The following is a 15,386-nucleotide window of genomic DNA, read 5'->3' as shown; positions in this document are numbered from 1 at the left end:
TTGCGGTGCGGAGGGCGCAATGGTCGAGAGCAAGGCACAATAGCGCCTTGCCCGATTGCCCTTCCGTCTACAAGCGCACACCGTGACCTCAACACCCCCTGACGCTCCCCTCCCCGCCAGCCCGACCGGTTGGCGCAAATACTGGCGACGTTTCCGCCTGCCCGCGCTGTTCCTGCTGTTGGGTCTGTTCATGCTCGCGGTGGCATCGATCACCTGGCTGATGCGCGACCTGCCTTCACTGGACGAGCTCGACAACCTGCAACCCAAGGTGCCGCTGCGGATCTACAGCAGCGACAACGTGCTGATCGGCGAATTCGGCCGGGAACGTCGGCAACTGGTCAAGCTGAAGGACATGCCGGCCCATCTGAAACAGGCAGTGCTGGATATCGAGGACGCACGCTTCTACGAACACGGCGCCATCGACCTTACCGGCGCCCTGCGAGCCGGCCTCGCCAATCTCAGCAGCGGCGGCGCCAGCCAGGGGGCGAGCACCATCACCATGCAACTGTCGCGGGACCTGTTCCTGACCCGTGACAAGAACTTCACTCGCAAGCTTCGGGAAATCCTGCTGTCCTACAAGATCGAGGCCGTACGCAGCAAGGACGAGGTGCTGGAGCTCTATCTCAACCAGATCTACCTGGGGCAGCGCGCCTACGGCTTTGCCGCTGCCGCGCGGGCCTATTTCGGCAAGGACCTCAAGGAAATCAGCCTGGCCGAGGCCGCGATGCTGGCGGGCCTGCCCAAGGCACCAGCCGCCTACAACCCGGTGGTCAATCCCGATCGGGCCCGCATCCGCCAGGTGTACATCCTCAAGCGCATGCTGGAGCTGGGTCACATCAAGAATGCCGACTATCAGCGTGCGCTGGCCGAGCCCCTGAAACTGGCCAGCGGCAAAGGCAGCAGCGCCAGTCCGCACGCCGAATACCTGGCCGAGATGGTGCGCCAGCAGATGGTCGCCCAATATGGCGAGTCGGCCTATGCACGTGGCCTGTCCGTCATCACCACGGTCGACTACACCACCCAGCTGAACGCCTGGCAGGCCGTGCGTGACAGCCTGCTCGACTATGATCGCAAGCGCGGCTACCGCGGCCCTGAGGGCTTCGTCAAACTGCCGGTCAAGGCCGATGATCAGGCCGACGTCGTGGCCGAAGCACTGGAAACCCATCCCGATGCCGATGAGCTGACCGCCGCCGTCGTGATCGCGCTCAATACCAAGGCGATCACGCTGATGACGCGTGACGGCGAGACCCGCGCCCTGCTGCCGGCCAGCCAGCGTTTTGCCGCAACCGGCCTGCGCGCCGATGCCGCGGAGAAACTGCGGATCAAGCCCGGTGCCATTGTTCGGTTCGGCAACAATGCGCAAGGCAAACCGGAGCTGAGCCAGTTGCCGGAGGTACAGGGCGCGCTGGTCAGCGTACAGCCGCAGGATGGTGCCATCCGGGCGCTGATCGGCGGCTTCGATTTTCGTATCAATCCCTTCAACCGGGTCGTGCAGGCCTGGCGGCAGCCGGGCTCCAGCTTCAAGCCCTTCGTCTACTCGGCAGCACTGGAAAAGGGCATAGGCCCTGCCACCGTGGTGAACGACGCCCCCATGTCCATCCGGCTTGATCCCAACCAGGATCAGCTGTGGCAACCCAAGAACGACGATGGCTCGGTAGCGGGGCCGATCACGCTGCGCCGCGGCCTGCAGAAATCCAAGAACCTCGTCGCCCTGCGGGTGCTGCAGCAGATCGGCGTGCCTTACGCACGAGACTATGTCAGCCGCTTTGGCTTTGACCCCAAGCAGGTCCCGCCCTATCTGCCGATGGCGCTTGGCGCAGGTCAGGTAACCCCGCTGCAACTGGCGCGCGGCTACACGGTGTTTGCCAATGGTGGCTATCTGGTCCGGCCCTACCTGATCCAGGAAGTCCGCGATGGCCAGGGCAAGCTGTTGATGCAGGCGCGGCCCGTCGTGGCAGAGCAGAACGCGCCAAGGGTGATCTCGGCAGCCAACGCCTACATCATGGACAGCCTGCTCACTGGCGTCGCCCAGCATGGCACGGCCTACCAGAGCAACAGCCTGGGTCGTACCGATCTGGCCGGCAAGACCGGTACCACCAACGACGCGCACGACGGCTGGTTTGCCGGCTATCAACACAGCCTGGTCACGGTGAGCTGGTTTGGCTTCGATCAGCCTCGCTCTCTAGGCAATAGCGGCGCGGGCGCACAGCTGGCCCTGCCGATGTGGATGCGTTTCATGGGCCAGGCCCTCAAGGGCGTGCCTAAATATGAGAATCCGCTCCCCGAAGGCGTCGTCAATCTCGGAGGCGAGCTCTATCTGGCAGGATTTACACCCGGCAACGGCTTCATTGCCGGCGTCGGCATGGAAGGCGTGCCCATACCCGGCAGCGAACCGGTACCGACGGATGAGCCCGAGGAAGAAGCCGAGGAAGCACCTCCCGAAACACCGCAAGCGGCCGTCGCCCCCGCCCAGCCCATGTTGAACTCCAGAACGGCCCGCGATCGCTAGCTCACAGCGCGCCCTTCCCTATCGCACAGGTATTCTGCTCCATGTACCCGAACCCGCAAGACGTGACTGCCGCGCTCTGGCAAACGGCCGGCCTGGATCCTGCCGCCTTGGCCTACCTCCAACTCAGCGGCCGGGAACCGGCCCTGCCATCCAGCTTCGCCACCGGTACCGCCGCCCAGGCCAGCATCGCGGCGACAGGGCTGGCGGCGGCGGCCCTTTGGCAGCAGCGACAAGGCAGCTGGCAGCAGGTGGAGGTCGACATGCGGCATGCGGTCGCGGAATTTCGCAGCGAACGTCATCTGCGCGTCGATGGCGCACCACCAGCCGACCCTTGGGACAAGATCGCCGGCGCCTATCTGTGCGGTGATGGGCGCTGGATCAGGCTGCATACCAACTTCCCCCATCATCGCGATGGCGTACTGGCGCTGCTGGGTTGCGAGCATGACAAGGCCAGCGTCCAGGCCGCCCTGCAGGGCTGGAAAGCTGAAGACTTCGAGGCCGCAGCATCGGCCCGGGGCATGGTGGTCGCCGCCATGCGGTCCTTCGATGAATGGGATGCCCATCCGCAAGCGGCGGCCGTGGCACCGCTACCGGTATTCACACTGGAGCGGCTGGACGATACCGCACCGCAAGCATTGCCACCCGCTACACGCCCCCTGGCCGGGATACGCGTACTCGACCTGACCCGGGTCATTGCCGGTCCGGTGTGCGGACGTACGCTGGCGGCCCACGGGGCCGATGTCCTGGCGATCAGCTCTCCGAACCTGCCTTCCATCCCCGCACTGGTGATCGACACCGGCCGGGGCAAGCGCAACGCCTATCTGGATCTTGACCACGCTGCGGACCAGGCTCGTCTCGGCGAGCTACTGGGCGACTCGGACGTATTCATCCAGGGCTATCGGCCGAATGGCTTGGCACAACGCGGTTTTGGCCCGATGGAAGCTGCACGGCGGCGTCCCGGCATCGTCTATGTCTCGCTGTCCGCTTACAGCCATGTCGGCCCCTGGGCAGCCAAGCGGGGCTTTGATTCCCTGGTCCAGACTGCCTGCGGCTTCAACCATGCCGAAGCTACCGCAAGGGATGAGCGCGCACCGCGCCCACTACCCATGCAGGTGCTGGATCACGCTTCCGGCTACTTGATGGCCCTGGGTGCAATGGCCGCGCTGCATCGGCGCGCGACCGAAGGTGGCAGCTGGCATGTACGTGTATCGCTGGTGCAGACGGCGAACTGGCTGCGTAGCCTGGGACAGGATGCGGCAGGCGTTGCCACGCCGGACATGCAGGAAGCCGAGGCGAACGCCTGGCTGGAAGAATCGGACTCCGGCTTCGGCCGCCTGAGTGCGGTACGGCATGCCGCACAACTGTCGGCTACCCCCGCCTACTGGGCCAATCCGGCCATGCCGCTGGGCAGCGCACCAGCAGCATGGCGGGAGCGAGGCTAGCTTACTGCCAGCTAATCAGGCCGTAGTTCTTCTTGCCACGCTTGAGCAAGGTGAAGCGGCCGAACAGGCGCTCGGTATCCACAACCTGGTGCTCCAGGCTGTCGATCTTCTGGCCATTGATGCTGACAGCGCCACTCTGGATAAAGGTACGCGCCTCGGTTTTGGATTTGGCGAGGCCGGCCGTCACCAACGCGTCGATCAGGCCAGTTGCCGCCTTGTCCATCACCACACCGGGCATACCATCCTGCGCCAGTTGTTCGAAGTCCGATTCAGTCAGGGCCGAGAGGCTGTCGCTGAACAGGCTCTGGCTGATCCGCTGGGCCGCTTCCACCGCGCCGTCACCGTGCACGATGGCGGTCACTTGCTCGGCCAGGATGCGCTGGGCCTCTGGCTTGGCTTCACGCGCCTTGTCGGCGACCTCGATGGCATCAATCTCGGCTGGCGTCAGGAAGGTGAAGTAGCGCAGGAACTTGTAGACATCCGCATCGGCCGTACCCAGCCAGAACTGGTAGAAGGCATAAGGCGACGTCTTCCTGGCATCGAGCCAGATAGTGCCGGACTCGGTCTTGCCGAACTTGGTGCCATCGGACTTGGTGACCAGGGGCAGCGTCAGGCCGAAGACCTGCTGCTGGTTCAGGCGACGGGTCAGATCGGTACCGGCGGTGATGTTGCCCCACTGATCCGAACCACCGATCTGCAGCTTGCAGTCGAAACGCCGGTTGAGCTCGGTGAAGTCGTACCCCTGCAGCAGGCTGTACGAGAACTCGGTATAGGAAATACCCTGGTCATCGCGGTTGATACGTTGCTGTACCGACTCCTTCTTGATCATGGCATTGACCGAGAAGTGCTTGCCGATGTCGCGCAGGAAATCGAGCACGCTCATGGCACCGAACCAGTCGTGGTTGTTGGCCATCAGCGCGGCATTGCTGCCTTCAAAGCTCAGGAAAGGTGCTACCTGGGCGCGGATCTTTTCCACCCAGCCTTCGATCACGTCGGGCGTGTTGAGCTTGCGTTCAGTCGCCTTGAAGCTCGGGTCACCGATCATGCCGGTCGCGCCGCCCACCAGGGCAATCGGCTTATGGCCGGCCTGCTGGAAGCGCTTGAGCACCAGGATGGGTACCAGGCTGCCAATATGCAGGCTGTCCGCCGTCGGATCGAAACCGCAATACAGCGTCACCGACTCCTTAGCCAGCAGCTCATCGAGCGCCGCAGCATCGGTTGCCTGCGCGATAAGGCCACGATCTTGCAGATCCTGGATAAGGGGGGACTGGGACATACCGATTACTCTCCACTGGTCGGCTAGGCAGGAGTGCCGCCGCGACATTCGAAACCACGCATTTTAACGCAATCCCCCGCTTTGCTCGCATTGCTCGTTCACACGACGATCAACGTGCAGTCGGCTGCCTCCAACCGCTAGCAGTCGGTAACGCGACCCAGCGCTTTTTGGTAGGCTTGCAGCCTGCCAGCCCAAGACGCCCCCCATGCACAAGCTATCCCACCTCTATATCGGCCTGATGTCCGGCACCAGCCTGGATGGCATCGACGCTGCGCTGGTCGATTTTGCTACCGGCCAACCCCGGCTGCAGGCAAGCCTGCTGCTGCCCTTCCCGCCCGCACTGAGGGCGGAACTGCTGGCCTTGCAGGCCCCCACCGACAACGAGCTGGATCGCACGGCCCAGGCGGAGAACGCCCTCGCCGACCTCTACGCCGAAGCCGTAGCGCAGTTGCTGCGGCAAAGCCAGCTACCCGCCTCGGCGATCGCCGCCATCGGCATGCATGGCCAGACCATACGGCATCGCCCGGAACGGGGCTACACGCTGCAGATCGGCAATGCGGCGCGTCTGGCGGAACTGAGCGGCATCACCGTCGTCAGCGACTTTCGCAATCGTGACATTGCCGCCGGCGGGCAGGGTGCGCCGCTGGTCCCGGCGTTCCATCAAGGCATCTTTGGGGGTCCCGTACACCGCGTGATCCTGAATATCGGTGGCATCGCCAATGTGACCGATCTGCCACTCGATGGCGCAGTACGTGGCTGGGACACGGGTCCGGGCAATGTGTTGCTGGACGGCTGGATTGCACGCCATCAGGGGCATGCCTACGATGCGGATGGTCGCTGGGCGAGAACGGGACAGGTCTCGGAGACCCTGCTTGCCGTGTTGCTGGCCGCCCCCTATTTTGCCGCACCTCCGCCCAAGAGCACGGGTCGCGACCTGTTTCACCTGGCTTGGCTGGATGAGCAGCTCGCCCATCTGCCGACACTGGATACTGCTGATGTGCAGGCCACCCTACTGGCATTCACCGCCCGCAGCATCGCCACCGAAATAGACAGGCAGGCCAGTGGCGCCGCCGAAATCTATGTTTGCGGGGGCGGTGCACGCAATGGTGCGCTGATGGAAGCGATACGCCAGCTGCTGGCACCTCGCCATCTCGTGAGTACCGAGAAACTGGGCCTGCACCCGGACTGGGTCGAAGCCGTGGCGTTCGCCTGGCTGGCCAGACGATGCCTGGGCGGCCAGCCAGGCAATCTGCCGGCCGTCACCGGCGCCAAAGGTGCGCGCGTGCTGGGCGCCATCTATCCGGCCTGAACCGGGCAAGGCCTTTACCTCGCTACCCGGCTCAGATCACGTAGTCGTGGGAGCCGTCCAGGCTCAGATCACGTAGTCGTGGGAGCCGTCCAGGCTCAGAGCCTGCATCGCCGCATGCGTGGAGAGGTGCACCTTACCCGAGAGTTCTTCCAGAAAACCGCTGGTCTTGAGCTGGTCCATGACCGGTCCCTTGACCACGGCAAAATGCAGGCGCACACCCTGCTCCTGCAAGCCCCGGTTGAGTTCGCGCAAGCCTTGCAGGGCCGAGACGTCGATGGCATTCACGGCAGACAGGACCAGCAGCAGCTCGCGGGTTTCCGGCCGCTTGCTCAGCAGTGCGACCAGCCCGGTGCGGACAAAGCGGATATTGGCAAAGTAGAGGCTCTCGTCGACCCGGACAGCCAGCACATGCAGGTCTGTCTCCACCTCGTAGCGCAGGATATTACGGTAATGCTCGGTCCCCGGTACGCGTCCCAGCACCGCAAGATGGGGCTGGCTGGTACGCCAGATGAACAGCCCCAGCGACAGGGCAACACCGATCAGGATGGCGTCGACCACGCCCAGCAGCAACACGCCGGCAAAGGTCGCCAGATAGACCAGGGCATCGCGCCGGTCATATCGCCAGGCAAGGCGGAAAATGGACAGGTCGATCATCTGCGCCACCGCCATGACGATCGTCGCGGCCAGCACGGCCAGCGGCAGGCTGGCGAAAATACCGGTGAAACCGACCAGTATCAGCATCATCCAGACCGCGGCCAGCACGCCCGCCAATTGGCTGCGGGCGCCTGCCAGTTCGTTGGCGGCAGAACGGCCAAAACTGGCCGACACCGGAAACCCGCCAGTCAGCCCTGCGGCCGTGTTGGCAGCCCCCAGCGCCAGCAGCTCCCGGTCGGGATTGACGGTTTCCCGGCGCTTGAGCGCCAGCGATTGGGCAATCGAAAAACTGTCGACAAAGCCAACCAGCGCAATCGCCAGCACCGCAGGGACGATGGCCCGCAAGCCATCGAAACCGACCGATGGCCACGCCAGCGGCGGCAAGCCGGCCGGCAGTTGCCCCACCACCCGGACATCCAGCTGCAGCATGCTGACAGCGACGCCACCCAGCGCAACCACCACGATAGGGAAGGCCTTGGAAAACAGGTCAGCCCGTTGCTCGGCGAGCCCCAGGCCGCGTAACAAGGGCTTGGTCCAGCGCTTGCCGGCAAACAGCAGCCCCAGCGCCACCAGCGAAAGCCCCGTGGCCGGCAGGCTGGCTGCCGGCATGGCGGCGATCAAGGCCTGCAGTATTTCCCAAGCGGTGCTGCCGTGCGCGGACACGCCGAACAGTTGCGGCACCTGGCTGAGCACGATCAATACGGCGGAGCCGCTGACAAAACCACCCACCACCGATTGCGACAGGAAGTTGGCGATAAAGCCGAAGCGCAAACCCGCCAGCGCCAGCCGCAGCAAGCCGGACAACAGCGCCACCATGGCGGCGACGGCGGCGTAGGCCGCCGTTCCGGGCAGGGCCATGCCCGCCAGGGCGGTGGCGGTCATCAGGGAAGGCAAGGCGGCAGGGCCGACCGACAGGGTCGCGCTCGAGCCGAGCAAGGCATAGACCAGGACCGGAACGATACTGGCATAGAGACCGGCCTGCGGCGGCAGGCCCGCCAGCAGTGCATAGGCCAGACCTTGGGGTATCAGCAGCACCAGCAAGGTGGCACTGGCAACAAGATCGTGCGGCAAGTCCGCACGTTGATAGCGTTTCAGCCATTCAGGCATAGATTGCGATACTCAAGATAGGCGCCGCTGCAGCAGCTCGAACAAGCCCATGCCCAGCAACATGGCTACGACAAACAGCAAGAATTCCACCTCACCGGTTCCCAGCCCCAACAACGCCGGGCCGGGGCAGATCCCCGCCAGCCCCCAGCCGGCGCCAAATAGCAGGCTGCCCAGTAGCAGGCGACGATCAACCCGAGCCGGTGCCGGCAATTGCATGGGTAGGTCCAGCAGGCTGCGTGACCGCCTTCGGGCGACCTGGAAGGCGGGCATCGCCACCGAGATGGCGCCCAGCATGACCATGGCAAGGCTCGGATCCCAGGTGCCGGCAATATCCAGGAAAGCCAGCACCTTGGCGGGATTGGCCATGCCCGCGAGCAGCAGCCCCGATCCGAACAACAGGCCAAGCAATGCGGGCAGCAGCATCATAGGGGCACCGCCGCGACATGTCGAACAAGGTAGGCCGTGATAAAGCCGGCGGTCATAAAGGTGCCAGTTGCCCATAGCGAGCGGGGCGACAGGCGGGCCAGGCCACATACGCCGTGGCCACTGGTACAACCGGCGGCCAAACGCGTGCCGAACCCCACCAGCAGGCCGGCGAGCAGCAAGGTCAGCGGGCTTGCCGTGATGGTCAGTTCGGGCAGCGGCAGGAACAGCCGCCATAGCAAGGGCGTCACGACCAGCCCTGCGACAAAGGCACCGCGCCAGCGCCATTCGGCGCCGTCCCGGATACCGAACAGACCACCGACAATCCCGGACACGCCCATGATGCGACCCAGCAGCAGTACGCAGGCTGCTGCCGCAAGGCCGATCAGCAGGCCACCGGCCAGCGACTGCCAGGGGGTGAAGTGCTGGAAGTCAATGTGCATCGGCGGCTCCTTGCTGACCAGGCGGACAATACAGTTCATACATTAGTGCCAGCACGCGCCGGGTTTCTGCACTGGCGAGGTGGTAATGGATGAACTTGCCATCGCGCCGCGTAGCAACGAGGTTTTCACTGCGCAATACACCCAGTTGCTGGCTCAGCGTGGGCTGACGTATGCCGGAGGCAGCTTCCAATTGCGAGACGCTCTTCTCGCCCTCCACCAATTGGCAAAGCAGCAGCAGCCGATCTTCATTGGCCAATGCCTTCAGCAGCGCCGCCGCGGAGCCGGCCGCATTGCGCAAGGCCGCAAGTTGTTCTGCAGTCATGATGCCCGAGCGATATTCGATAACGATTGACACATTATACAAAAAGATATTATGTTTTCAAGCATACTGACTCAGGACGCACCATCCATGCCTCAAGCCGCCATCGTTACCCCTTTCTACGACGAGCAAACCGGCACGATCAGCTATGTCGTCGAGGATGAACCGGGTGGCCATGCAGCCATCATCGACCCGGTACTCGACTACGACCCGCGCGCAGGGCGCATCAGCACCCTCAACGCCGATCGTATCGTGGCGCATGTGCGCGACCAGCGATTGACGGTGGACTGGATACTCGAGACCCATGCGCATGCAGACCACCTTTCGGCCGCCCCTTACCTGAAGCGGCTACTGGGCGGGCGCATCGGCATCGGCGAGCGGATCTGCGACGTACAACGGATCTTTCGTGATCTGTTCAATCTGGAAGCCGGTTTTCAGGTGAACGGCGCGCAGTTTGACTACCTGTTCAAGGCGGACGAGGTATTCCGGATCGGCCGGCTCGCCGCGCAGGCGTTGTCGGTGCCGGGCCACACCCCGGCGGACATGGCCTACCTGATCGGCGATGACGTGTTTGTCGGCGATACCCTGTTCATGCCCGACCTGGGCACGGCCCGCTGCGATTTTCCTGGTGGGGATGCCGCAACGCTCTATCGCTCAGTTCAGCGCTTGCTATCGCTGCCGGACGATACGCGGCTCTACCTGTGCCACGACTACCCACCGGAACATCGGGCGGCCGCCTGGGTCAGCACGGTAGCGGAGCAGCGTGCCGCCAATATCCATATTCATGCCGGCACCACGGAAGCCGAATTCATCCGGCTACGCGAAGCGCGCGACCGCACCCTGGCCGTGCCGACGCTGATGCTGCCCGCCGTTCAGGTGAATATCCGGGCAGGGGAGCTCCCACCGGCGGAGGACAATGGCCGCCACTATCTCAAGATTCCAATCGACCTTTCCTGAGGCAGCCGCGATGCCCCCCAATGAAAAAACCGCCGATAGGCGGTTTTTTGATGATGGGCTTACCATCGATACCAGCCATACCAGAAGCGCGGCCGTCGGTCCCAATCATTCAACCGTTCTTCCTTGCGGACATCATCAAGCTGGGTCTGCTGCATGTAATCGAGCACCGGCTCAGGCAAGCCATCCTTGTGCAAGCGCAGAATATCGCTGGCAGTGAGCCGATAGGTGGAGCGGCTTTCGCGCATCATGGCGATCAGGGCATCGGGCTTGACGCCCTCCTTGCTGAGCTTGACCGCCTCATCCACCGACACGGCGGGCGGCAAGGTGGCACAGGCCCCAAGCAGCAGGGCCGCAATAACGGGCAGCAGATAGTGACGGTACATGGCAAGACTCCTTACGTCGCTATGGACATAGACCCAACAGGCGATGAAAAGTGCCCTCAATCTGCCTTGAGCGAGTTACTCATCGCCAACAGGCGCGCAACCAACCCATCGAGCTGTGATTGCGTGCGCGCATTGCTCAACCGCCCCTCCTCGGAAAATGCCTCGTTGGCACGACTGACCGCAAGAGTTTGCGGCAAGGTCACCACCCCCAAAGTGTGCAGGATATCGCGCAGGTGATTCAAGCCCCTCAGGCCACCCAGCGCCCCCGGCGAGGCCGCCGCCAGCAAGGCGATCTTGCCCTGCAACACCTGACCGCCGTTGACACGTGACACCCAGTCCAGCGTGTTCTTCATCAAGGCAGAGACCGAGGCATTGTTTTCCGGCGAAGCCAACGCCAGCCCATCATGCTCGGCAATCAGGCTGCTAAGGCGTCTGGCAGGCTCCGGCGCGCCATAGTCAGTTTCCCAGTCACCCTGGTACAACGGCATGTCGTAGTCCGCCAGGTCTATCATCGTCGCCAGGCCACCGGCCGCATCAACGGCGGCCGCCATCACCGCCGCCAGGCGCTTGTTCAGCGAAGCGCGGCGACTGCTGCCGGCAAATACGAGTATGCGTGCGGGCATGACTGTTTCCTCATCGTGATGGATGGTGCAATCCGTGCCTACCATCCGGGGCGGCACCAAACGGCCCGGCCCCGGCAGCACGACTGAAACTCACAGCATTAGACCGTACGGGTCGAAATCTCGAACCGTCCCGACAAGGCCTTGTGGATCGGGCACTTGTCGGCAATCTCGAGCAAGCGCGCCCGGTCCGCATCCGCAAGCTCACCCACCAGCGTGACCTTGCGATCAATACGATAGACCCCGCCGGCTTCGACATGGTCGATGCTGACCTGCACATCTTCCAACGCCATACCCTTACGTTCCGCATACATGCGAACCGTGATGGCGGTGCAGGCGGCAAGCGCTGCATCCAGCATCTGGTGCGGATCCGGCGCGGTCCCCGCACCACCGGCCGATACATCGGCATCAGCCAGCCAGTTGGCATCACCCGCCGCCAGCTCGGTCATGAAATGACCCAGCAGGGACTTCCGTGCGCTTACAGTCATGCTTTCCTCCTTATTGAATCTAGACAATCAGACCAGATCGAACACCAGAACTTCGGCGTCCTCGCCATCGGTGAACGTCAACGTCGTTTCCTGTTCCGCCGTCACCGCGTCCCCAGCCTGCAGCAATTCGCCATTCACGCGCAGCTTGCCACGGGCAAGGTGAACGTAGGCACGGCGTCCGGCGGCCAAGCTCAGGCTCGCGGTCTCGGCACCATCAAACAGGCCGGCGTAGAGACGGGCATCCTGGTGCAGCAGTACCGAACCTTCCGCAGCATCCGGGCTGGCAATCAGCCGCAGCCGGCCACGTTTCTCCACCGGCTCGAAGCGCTTCTCCTCATAGCTGGGTGGAATACCCGTTACATTGGGCATGACCCAGATCTGCAGGAAATGCACGTTGTCGTCTTGCGAGCCATTGTATTCGGAGTGCATGACACCACGACCAGCGCTCATTCTTTGCACATCACCGGGACGGATGACCGAGCCGTTGCCCATGCTGTCCTTGTGCGCCAGACCGCCATCGAGCACATAGCTGATGATTTCCATGTCACGATGGCCGTGAGTGCCAAAGCCCGCGCCCGCCGCAACCCGGTCCTCATTGATCACACGCAGGGGACCAAAACCCATGCGGGCAGGATCGTAGTAGTCGGCGAAGGAAAAGCTGTGGAAGGACTTGAGCCAGCCGTGATCGGCATAACCACGTTCGTGACCAGAGCGCAGGGTAAGCATGAAGAACTCCTTTCAATTAATTTGAATAGACGGTTCCCATGCTATAGAGCCGAAACCATGGCTGATAGCGGAATGATCTGAGCAGATCATACGGTTTTTTCGAACAACTGTTTTCACCACCCGGAACGGCCCGACCAGCGGGCGCCACACATCTGTTTCCGCCCTACAGCATGCGCTTGACGGATTCACGCACCACCAGCTCCAGCGTGGGTGGCATGATCAGCGCGGGCTCATCGTTGACCATCTGCAGTACTGCCTGCACCGCCCGCTTGCCCACCTCATAGATGGGCTGCTTTACCGTGGTCAGCGGCGGCGTGGTGTAGTTGGAATACGGTAGATCATCAAATCCGACGATGGAGATGTCATCCGGCACCCGGATGCCGCGGCGATAGAGCGCTAGTCGCGCACCATAGGCCGTCTGGTCGTTGGCACAGAAGATGGCGGTGAAGCGCTGCCGCGTTTCCAGCAGGTCATTCAGCGCCAGGAGACCGCCGGACTCCAGGAAGTTACCTTGCGCCACCAGGTTGGGATCGAAATGGATGCCGGCAACATCCAGGGCAGCGCGATAACCCGCCAGGCGGGCACGCGCATCATCATGGTCCGGCGGACCCGCGATGAAGGCAATCTGCCGGTGCCCCTGCTCCAGCAGGTATTCGGTCGCCATGCGGGCGCCATCCAGCTGGTTCAGCGCAATGCCGCGCGCATTGCCGGCGTCGATGCGACGCCCGGTCGCCACGATGGGCAAGCGCATGGCGAACTCGTTGATGCGCTTGTCACTCAGGCTGCCAGACAGGATGACGATCCCATCCACCCTGCGTGCAATCAGCAGCTCAACCCGCTCTGCCTCCTCGTCGGCATGCCAGTGGCCGCTGACAATCAAGGGGGCGTAACCGGTGCCGGTCAGCGCCGCCTCCACCCCCATCAAGGCTTCGGTGAAATACGGGCTGGCCAGATCCTGGGTCAGGATGCCGATGGTCATGGCCCTGCCCTTCTTGAGACCCTGGGCCAGCAGGTTGGGCTTGTAGTTCAGATTGGCGATCGCAGCTTCGACCGCCTTGCGCTTGTCGTCGGAGACCCGCGCGGTGCCATTGAGTATGCGTGAGACCGTACTGGGGGAGACACCCGCAATCCTGGCAACTTCATGCAAGGTCGAGGTAGCGGGAGCATTTGGGTTTTGCAGCATGATCTTCCTGGATTCCTGACAGCTCAGGTTGCTTACAGCGCGGCGACATCTCTGCCCCGCGTACTTTCCCAGAACAGGGAAACGTTTTCAATCCTCATGTAAACAAGATGCCACAAGGCTTGCGTCATATCCGGCAAGCTTTGTTGTGTCTGCTTTGCCACAACAGGATTGCAGGTTTTGCTTGCAGCCTGTCCGGGTTCATGTTTACTATGAAACCGTTTTCATGAACAAGCAAAAAAACAATACGGAGACAGCTTTCTGCCTAATCGGCAAGAAAGCCCGCATGGTCAGCAGCCGGCATTACCCGCCACTTCAAGCTGCAGAAACTCGCCTCACCCTGTGCAAGCCCTGCAAAAAGGGCAAAAAAATCAAACAAGTAGTTCGTCAATGCCCAATCCAAAGCGCTTTGGTCATTTACTTACGTAACGGTGCGATTAGGCTTGAAATCGTTGTCAAAACATATGGGGTTAACATCCGTTCGATGTCGGCCCTCAGGAAAGCAGGATGCGTATCCCTACACGCCAACTCGTTTTGCTCTTCGCCCTGCTGGCCAGCCTGGCGGCCGGTGCCGGCTGCGATGTGGAAACACCGCCCCAGCAACGGGCGGAAGCGTGTAATCGCCTGCTGGCCCGCAGCATCAACCTGGGCAATATGCTCGAGTTCGAGCGGGAAGGCATGTACGGCCCGGTGCTGGTGGCGGAATTCTTCGACCAGATCAAAACCGCCGGCTTCAGCGCCGTCCGCCTGCCTATCCGCTGGGATGCCCGGGCTGGCCGCGAAGCGCCCTACCCCATTGAGCCCGACTTCCTGGCGCGTGTGGACTGGGCCGTCGCCCAGGCACAGCGTGTCGGGCTCGCCATCATTCTCGACACCCATCACTTCACGGCCATGATGAGCGAGCCGGAGACGGAACTGCCGCGCTTTCTGGGCATATGGCAACAAGTGGCAACCCACTACCGGCACGCACCGCCCCAGGTACTGTTCGAGTTGCTGAATGAACCGATGGGCAAGCTGGACGACACCCGCTGGAACGCCGCCATCGCCGCACTGATCCCGCTCATACGGCAGAGCAATCCCGACCGCACCCTGATCGTTGGCGGCACGGACTGGAACGGCTACCGCAAGCTCGCCACCCTGCGACTACCGGAAACGGACCGCAACCTGATCGCAAGCTTCCACTATTACGAACCGATGGAGGTGAGCCATCAGGGGGCCAACTGGGTAGCAGGTGCAGATGCCTGGCTGGGCACAAGCTGGTCCGCCCGCCCGGCGGAAATGGCCCGACTGAATGGCGCATTCAGCCAGGTCACGCAATGGGCGGAACAAAACCGCAGACCGGTCTTTCTCGGCGAGTTCGGCGTCTATTCGAAGGCTGGCCTGGCCACGCGCGTCGCCTGGACCACGGCCGTGGCACGCGCAGCTGAACAACGAGGCTTCAGCTGGTCCTACTGGGAATTCGGTGCCGGTTTCGGCGCGTACGACCCCTCCACTCAAAGCTGGCGGCAACCCTTGCTGCGGGCGCTGATTCCGCAATAGGCGCCCTGACC

At 62.9% G+C, this 15,386-nt stretch carries 15 protein-coding genes; 5 read left to right on the top strand and 10 right to left on the bottom strand.

All coding sequences use genetic code 11. The features are described 5' to 3' along the window. Positions 1-82: 82 nt before the first annotated feature. Both ACYVHK_RS20795 and ACYVHK_RS20790 read left to right on the top strand, forming a co-directional pair. Entirely contained in the window at positions 83-2,509 is a 2,427-nt protein-coding gene (locus tag ACYVHK_RS20795) for a penicillin-binding protein 1A (protein ID WP_460536105.1), read from the top strand. Positions 2,510-2,550: 41 nt separating this feature from the next. Beyond that, the gene (locus ACYVHK_RS20790) at positions 2,551-3,951 is read left to right on the top strand and encodes a CoA-transferase family III protein (RefSeq protein WP_460536102.1); all 1,401 of its coding nucleotides are present in this window, start codon (positions 2,551-2,553) and stop codon (positions 3,949-3,951) included. Position 3,952: 1 nt separating this feature from the next. On the opposite strand, the gene tyrS is transcribed toward ACYVHK_RS20790, so the two are convergent. Continuing rightward, on the bottom strand, positions 3,953-5,227 hold the full coding sequence (tyrS, locus tag ACYVHK_RS20785) for a tyrosine--tRNA ligase (RefSeq protein ID WP_460536099.1): 1,275 nt from the start codon (positions 5,225-5,227) through the stop codon (positions 3,953-3,955). 205 nt (positions 5,228-5,432) lie between these two features. Here tyrS and ACYVHK_RS20780 point away from each other — a divergent pair, with 205 nt between their 5' ends. Next, the gene (locus tag ACYVHK_RS20780) at positions 5,433-6,536 is read left to right on the top strand and encodes an anhydro-N-acetylmuramic acid kinase (protein ID WP_460536097.1); all 1,104 of its coding nucleotides are present in this window, start codon (positions 5,433-5,435) and stop codon (positions 6,534-6,536) included. 63 nt (positions 6,537-6,599) lie between these two features. Here ACYVHK_RS20780 and ACYVHK_RS20775 read toward each other — a convergent pair whose 3' ends face one another. Genes ACYVHK_RS20775 through ACYVHK_RS20760 form a run of 4 tightly spaced genes read right to left on the bottom strand, consistent with a single transcriptional unit; the run spans position 6,600 to position 9,485 of the window. After that, positions 6,600-8,297 (bottom strand): SulP family inorganic anion transporter, encoded by a 1,698-nt coding sequence (locus ACYVHK_RS20775; RefSeq protein WP_460536095.1) that lies wholly within the window; start codon positions 8,295-8,297, stop codon positions 6,600-6,602. Between the two features lie 12 nt (positions 8,298-8,309). Continuing rightward, positions 8,310-8,723 carry a DUF6691 family protein gene (locus tag ACYVHK_RS20770; protein ID WP_460536092.1) on the bottom strand — a complete coding sequence of 138 codons (414 nt, stop codon included), beginning with the start codon at positions 8,721-8,723 and terminating at the stop codon, positions 8,310-8,312. Continuing rightward, positions 8,720-9,163, bottom strand: a complete 444-nt coding sequence (locus tag ACYVHK_RS20765; RefSeq protein ID WP_460536090.1) for a YeeE/YedE family protein — start codon at positions 9,161-9,163, stop codon at positions 8,720-8,722. Before ACYVHK_RS20765 ends, ACYVHK_RS20770 begins: the two co-directional genes overlap by 4 nt. Further along, the gene (locus ACYVHK_RS20760) at positions 9,153-9,485 is read right to left on the bottom strand and encodes an ArsR/SmtB family transcription factor (protein WP_460536087.1); all 333 of its coding nucleotides are present in this window, start codon (positions 9,483-9,485) and stop codon (positions 9,153-9,155) included. Before ACYVHK_RS20760 ends, ACYVHK_RS20765 begins: the two co-directional genes overlap by 11 nt. Positions 9,486-9,572: 87 nt before the next feature. Between ACYVHK_RS20760 and ACYVHK_RS20755 the strand changes: the two genes are divergently transcribed. Beyond that, positions 9,573-10,439: an MBL fold metallo-hydrolase gene (locus tag ACYVHK_RS20755; protein WP_460536085.1), complete on the top strand. Its 867-nt coding sequence runs from the start codon at positions 9,573-9,575 to the stop codon at positions 10,437-10,439. Positions 10,440-10,498: 59 nt separating this feature from the next. Here ACYVHK_RS20755 and ACYVHK_RS20750 read toward each other — a convergent pair whose 3' ends face one another. The 5 genes from ACYVHK_RS20750 to ACYVHK_RS20730 all read right to left on the bottom strand — a co-directional run bounded on the left by ACYVHK_RS20750 (position 10,499) and on the right by ACYVHK_RS20730 (position 13,839). Then, positions 10,499-10,822 carry a hypothetical protein gene (locus ACYVHK_RS20750; RefSeq protein ID WP_460536083.1) on the bottom strand — a complete coding sequence of 108 codons (324 nt, stop codon included), beginning with the start codon at positions 10,820-10,822 and terminating at the stop codon, positions 10,499-10,501. A gap of 56 nt (positions 10,823-10,878) precedes the next feature. Beyond that, on the bottom strand, positions 10,879-11,445 hold the full coding sequence (locus ACYVHK_RS20745) for an NADPH-dependent FMN reductase (RefSeq protein WP_460536081.1): 567 nt from the start codon (positions 11,443-11,445) through the stop codon (positions 10,879-10,881). A 98-nt stretch (positions 11,446-11,543) separates the two neighbouring features. Beyond that, the gene (locus ACYVHK_RS20740; RefSeq protein ID WP_460536079.1) at positions 11,544-11,930 is read right to left on the bottom strand and encodes an OsmC family protein; all 387 of its coding nucleotides are present in this window, start codon (positions 11,928-11,930) and stop codon (positions 11,544-11,546) included. Positions 11,931-11,957: 27 nt separating this feature from the next. Next, positions 11,958-12,656: a pirin family protein gene (locus ACYVHK_RS20735; RefSeq protein ID WP_460536077.1), complete on the bottom strand. Its 699-nt coding sequence runs from the start codon at positions 12,654-12,656 to the stop codon at positions 11,958-11,960. A gap of 163 nt (positions 12,657-12,819) precedes the next feature. After that, a complete protein-coding gene (locus ACYVHK_RS20730; protein ID WP_460536075.1) occupies positions 12,820-13,839 on the bottom strand; it encodes a LacI family DNA-binding transcriptional regulator in 1,020 nt (339 codons plus the stop codon). Positions 13,840-14,343: 504 nt separating this feature from the next. Between ACYVHK_RS20730 and ACYVHK_RS20725 the strand changes: the two genes are divergently transcribed. Continuing rightward, positions 14,344-15,375 carry a glycoside hydrolase family 5 protein gene (locus tag ACYVHK_RS20725; RefSeq protein ID WP_460536073.1) on the top strand — a complete coding sequence of 344 codons (1,032 nt, stop codon included), beginning with the start codon at positions 14,344-14,346 and terminating at the stop codon, positions 15,373-15,375. The last annotated feature ends 11 nt before the right edge of the window (positions 15,376-15,386 follow it).

Source organism: Chitinimonas naiadis, assembly GCF_054780835.1.
This window is presented reverse-complemented; position numbering and strand designations above follow the sequence as displayed.

Bases quoted from the DNA above. Each gene is read 5' to 3' on its own strand.
- ACYVHK_RS20790 (WP_460536102.1), top strand. From the start codon at position 2,551: ATGTACCCGAACCCGCAAGACGTGACTGCCGCGCTCTGGCAAACGGCC.
- tyrS (WP_460536099.1), bottom strand. From the start codon at position 5,227: ATGTCCCAGTCCCCCCTTATCCAGGATCTGCAAGATCGTGGCCTTATC.
- ACYVHK_RS20780 (WP_460536097.1), top strand. From the start codon at position 5,433: ATGCACAAGCTATCCCACCTCTATATCGGCCTGATGTCCGGCACCAGC.
- ACYVHK_RS20775 (WP_460536095.1), bottom strand. From the start codon at position 8,297: ATGCCTGAATGGCTGAAACGCTATCAACGTGCGGACTTGCCGCACGAT.
- ACYVHK_RS20770 (WP_460536092.1), bottom strand. From the start codon at position 8,723: ATGATGCTGCTGCCCGCATTGCTTGGCCTGTTGTTCGGATCGGGGCTG.
- ACYVHK_RS20765 (WP_460536090.1), bottom strand. From the start codon at position 9,163: ATGCACATTGACTTCCAGCACTTCACCCCCTGGCAGTCGCTGGCCGGT.
- ACYVHK_RS20760 (WP_460536087.1), bottom strand. From the start codon at position 9,485: ATGACTGCAGAACAACTTGCGGCCTTGCGCAATGCGGCCGGCTCCGCG.
- ACYVHK_RS20755 (WP_460536085.1), top strand. From the start codon at position 9,573: ATGCCTCAAGCCGCCATCGTTACCCCTTTCTACGACGAGCAAACCGGC.
- ACYVHK_RS20750 (WP_460536083.1), bottom strand. From the start codon at position 10,822: ATGTACCGTCACTATCTGCTGCCCGTTATTGCGGCCCTGCTGCTTGGG.
- ACYVHK_RS20745 (WP_460536081.1), bottom strand. From the start codon at position 11,445: ATGCCCGCACGCATACTCGTATTTGCCGGCAGCAGTCGCCGCGCTTCG.
- ACYVHK_RS20740 (WP_460536079.1), bottom strand. From the start codon at position 11,930: ATGACTGTAAGCGCACGGAAGTCCCTGCTGGGTCATTTCATGACCGAG.
- ACYVHK_RS20735 (WP_460536077.1), bottom strand. From the start codon at position 12,656: ATGCTTACCCTGCGCTCTGGTCACGAACGTGGTTATGCCGATCACGGC.
- ACYVHK_RS20730 (WP_460536075.1), bottom strand. From the start codon at position 13,839: ATGCTGCAAAACCCAAATGCTCCCGCTACCTCGACCTTGCATGAAGTT.
- ACYVHK_RS20725 (WP_460536073.1), top strand. From the start codon at position 14,344: ATGCGTATCCCTACACGCCAACTCGTTTTGCTCTTCGCCCTGCTGGCC.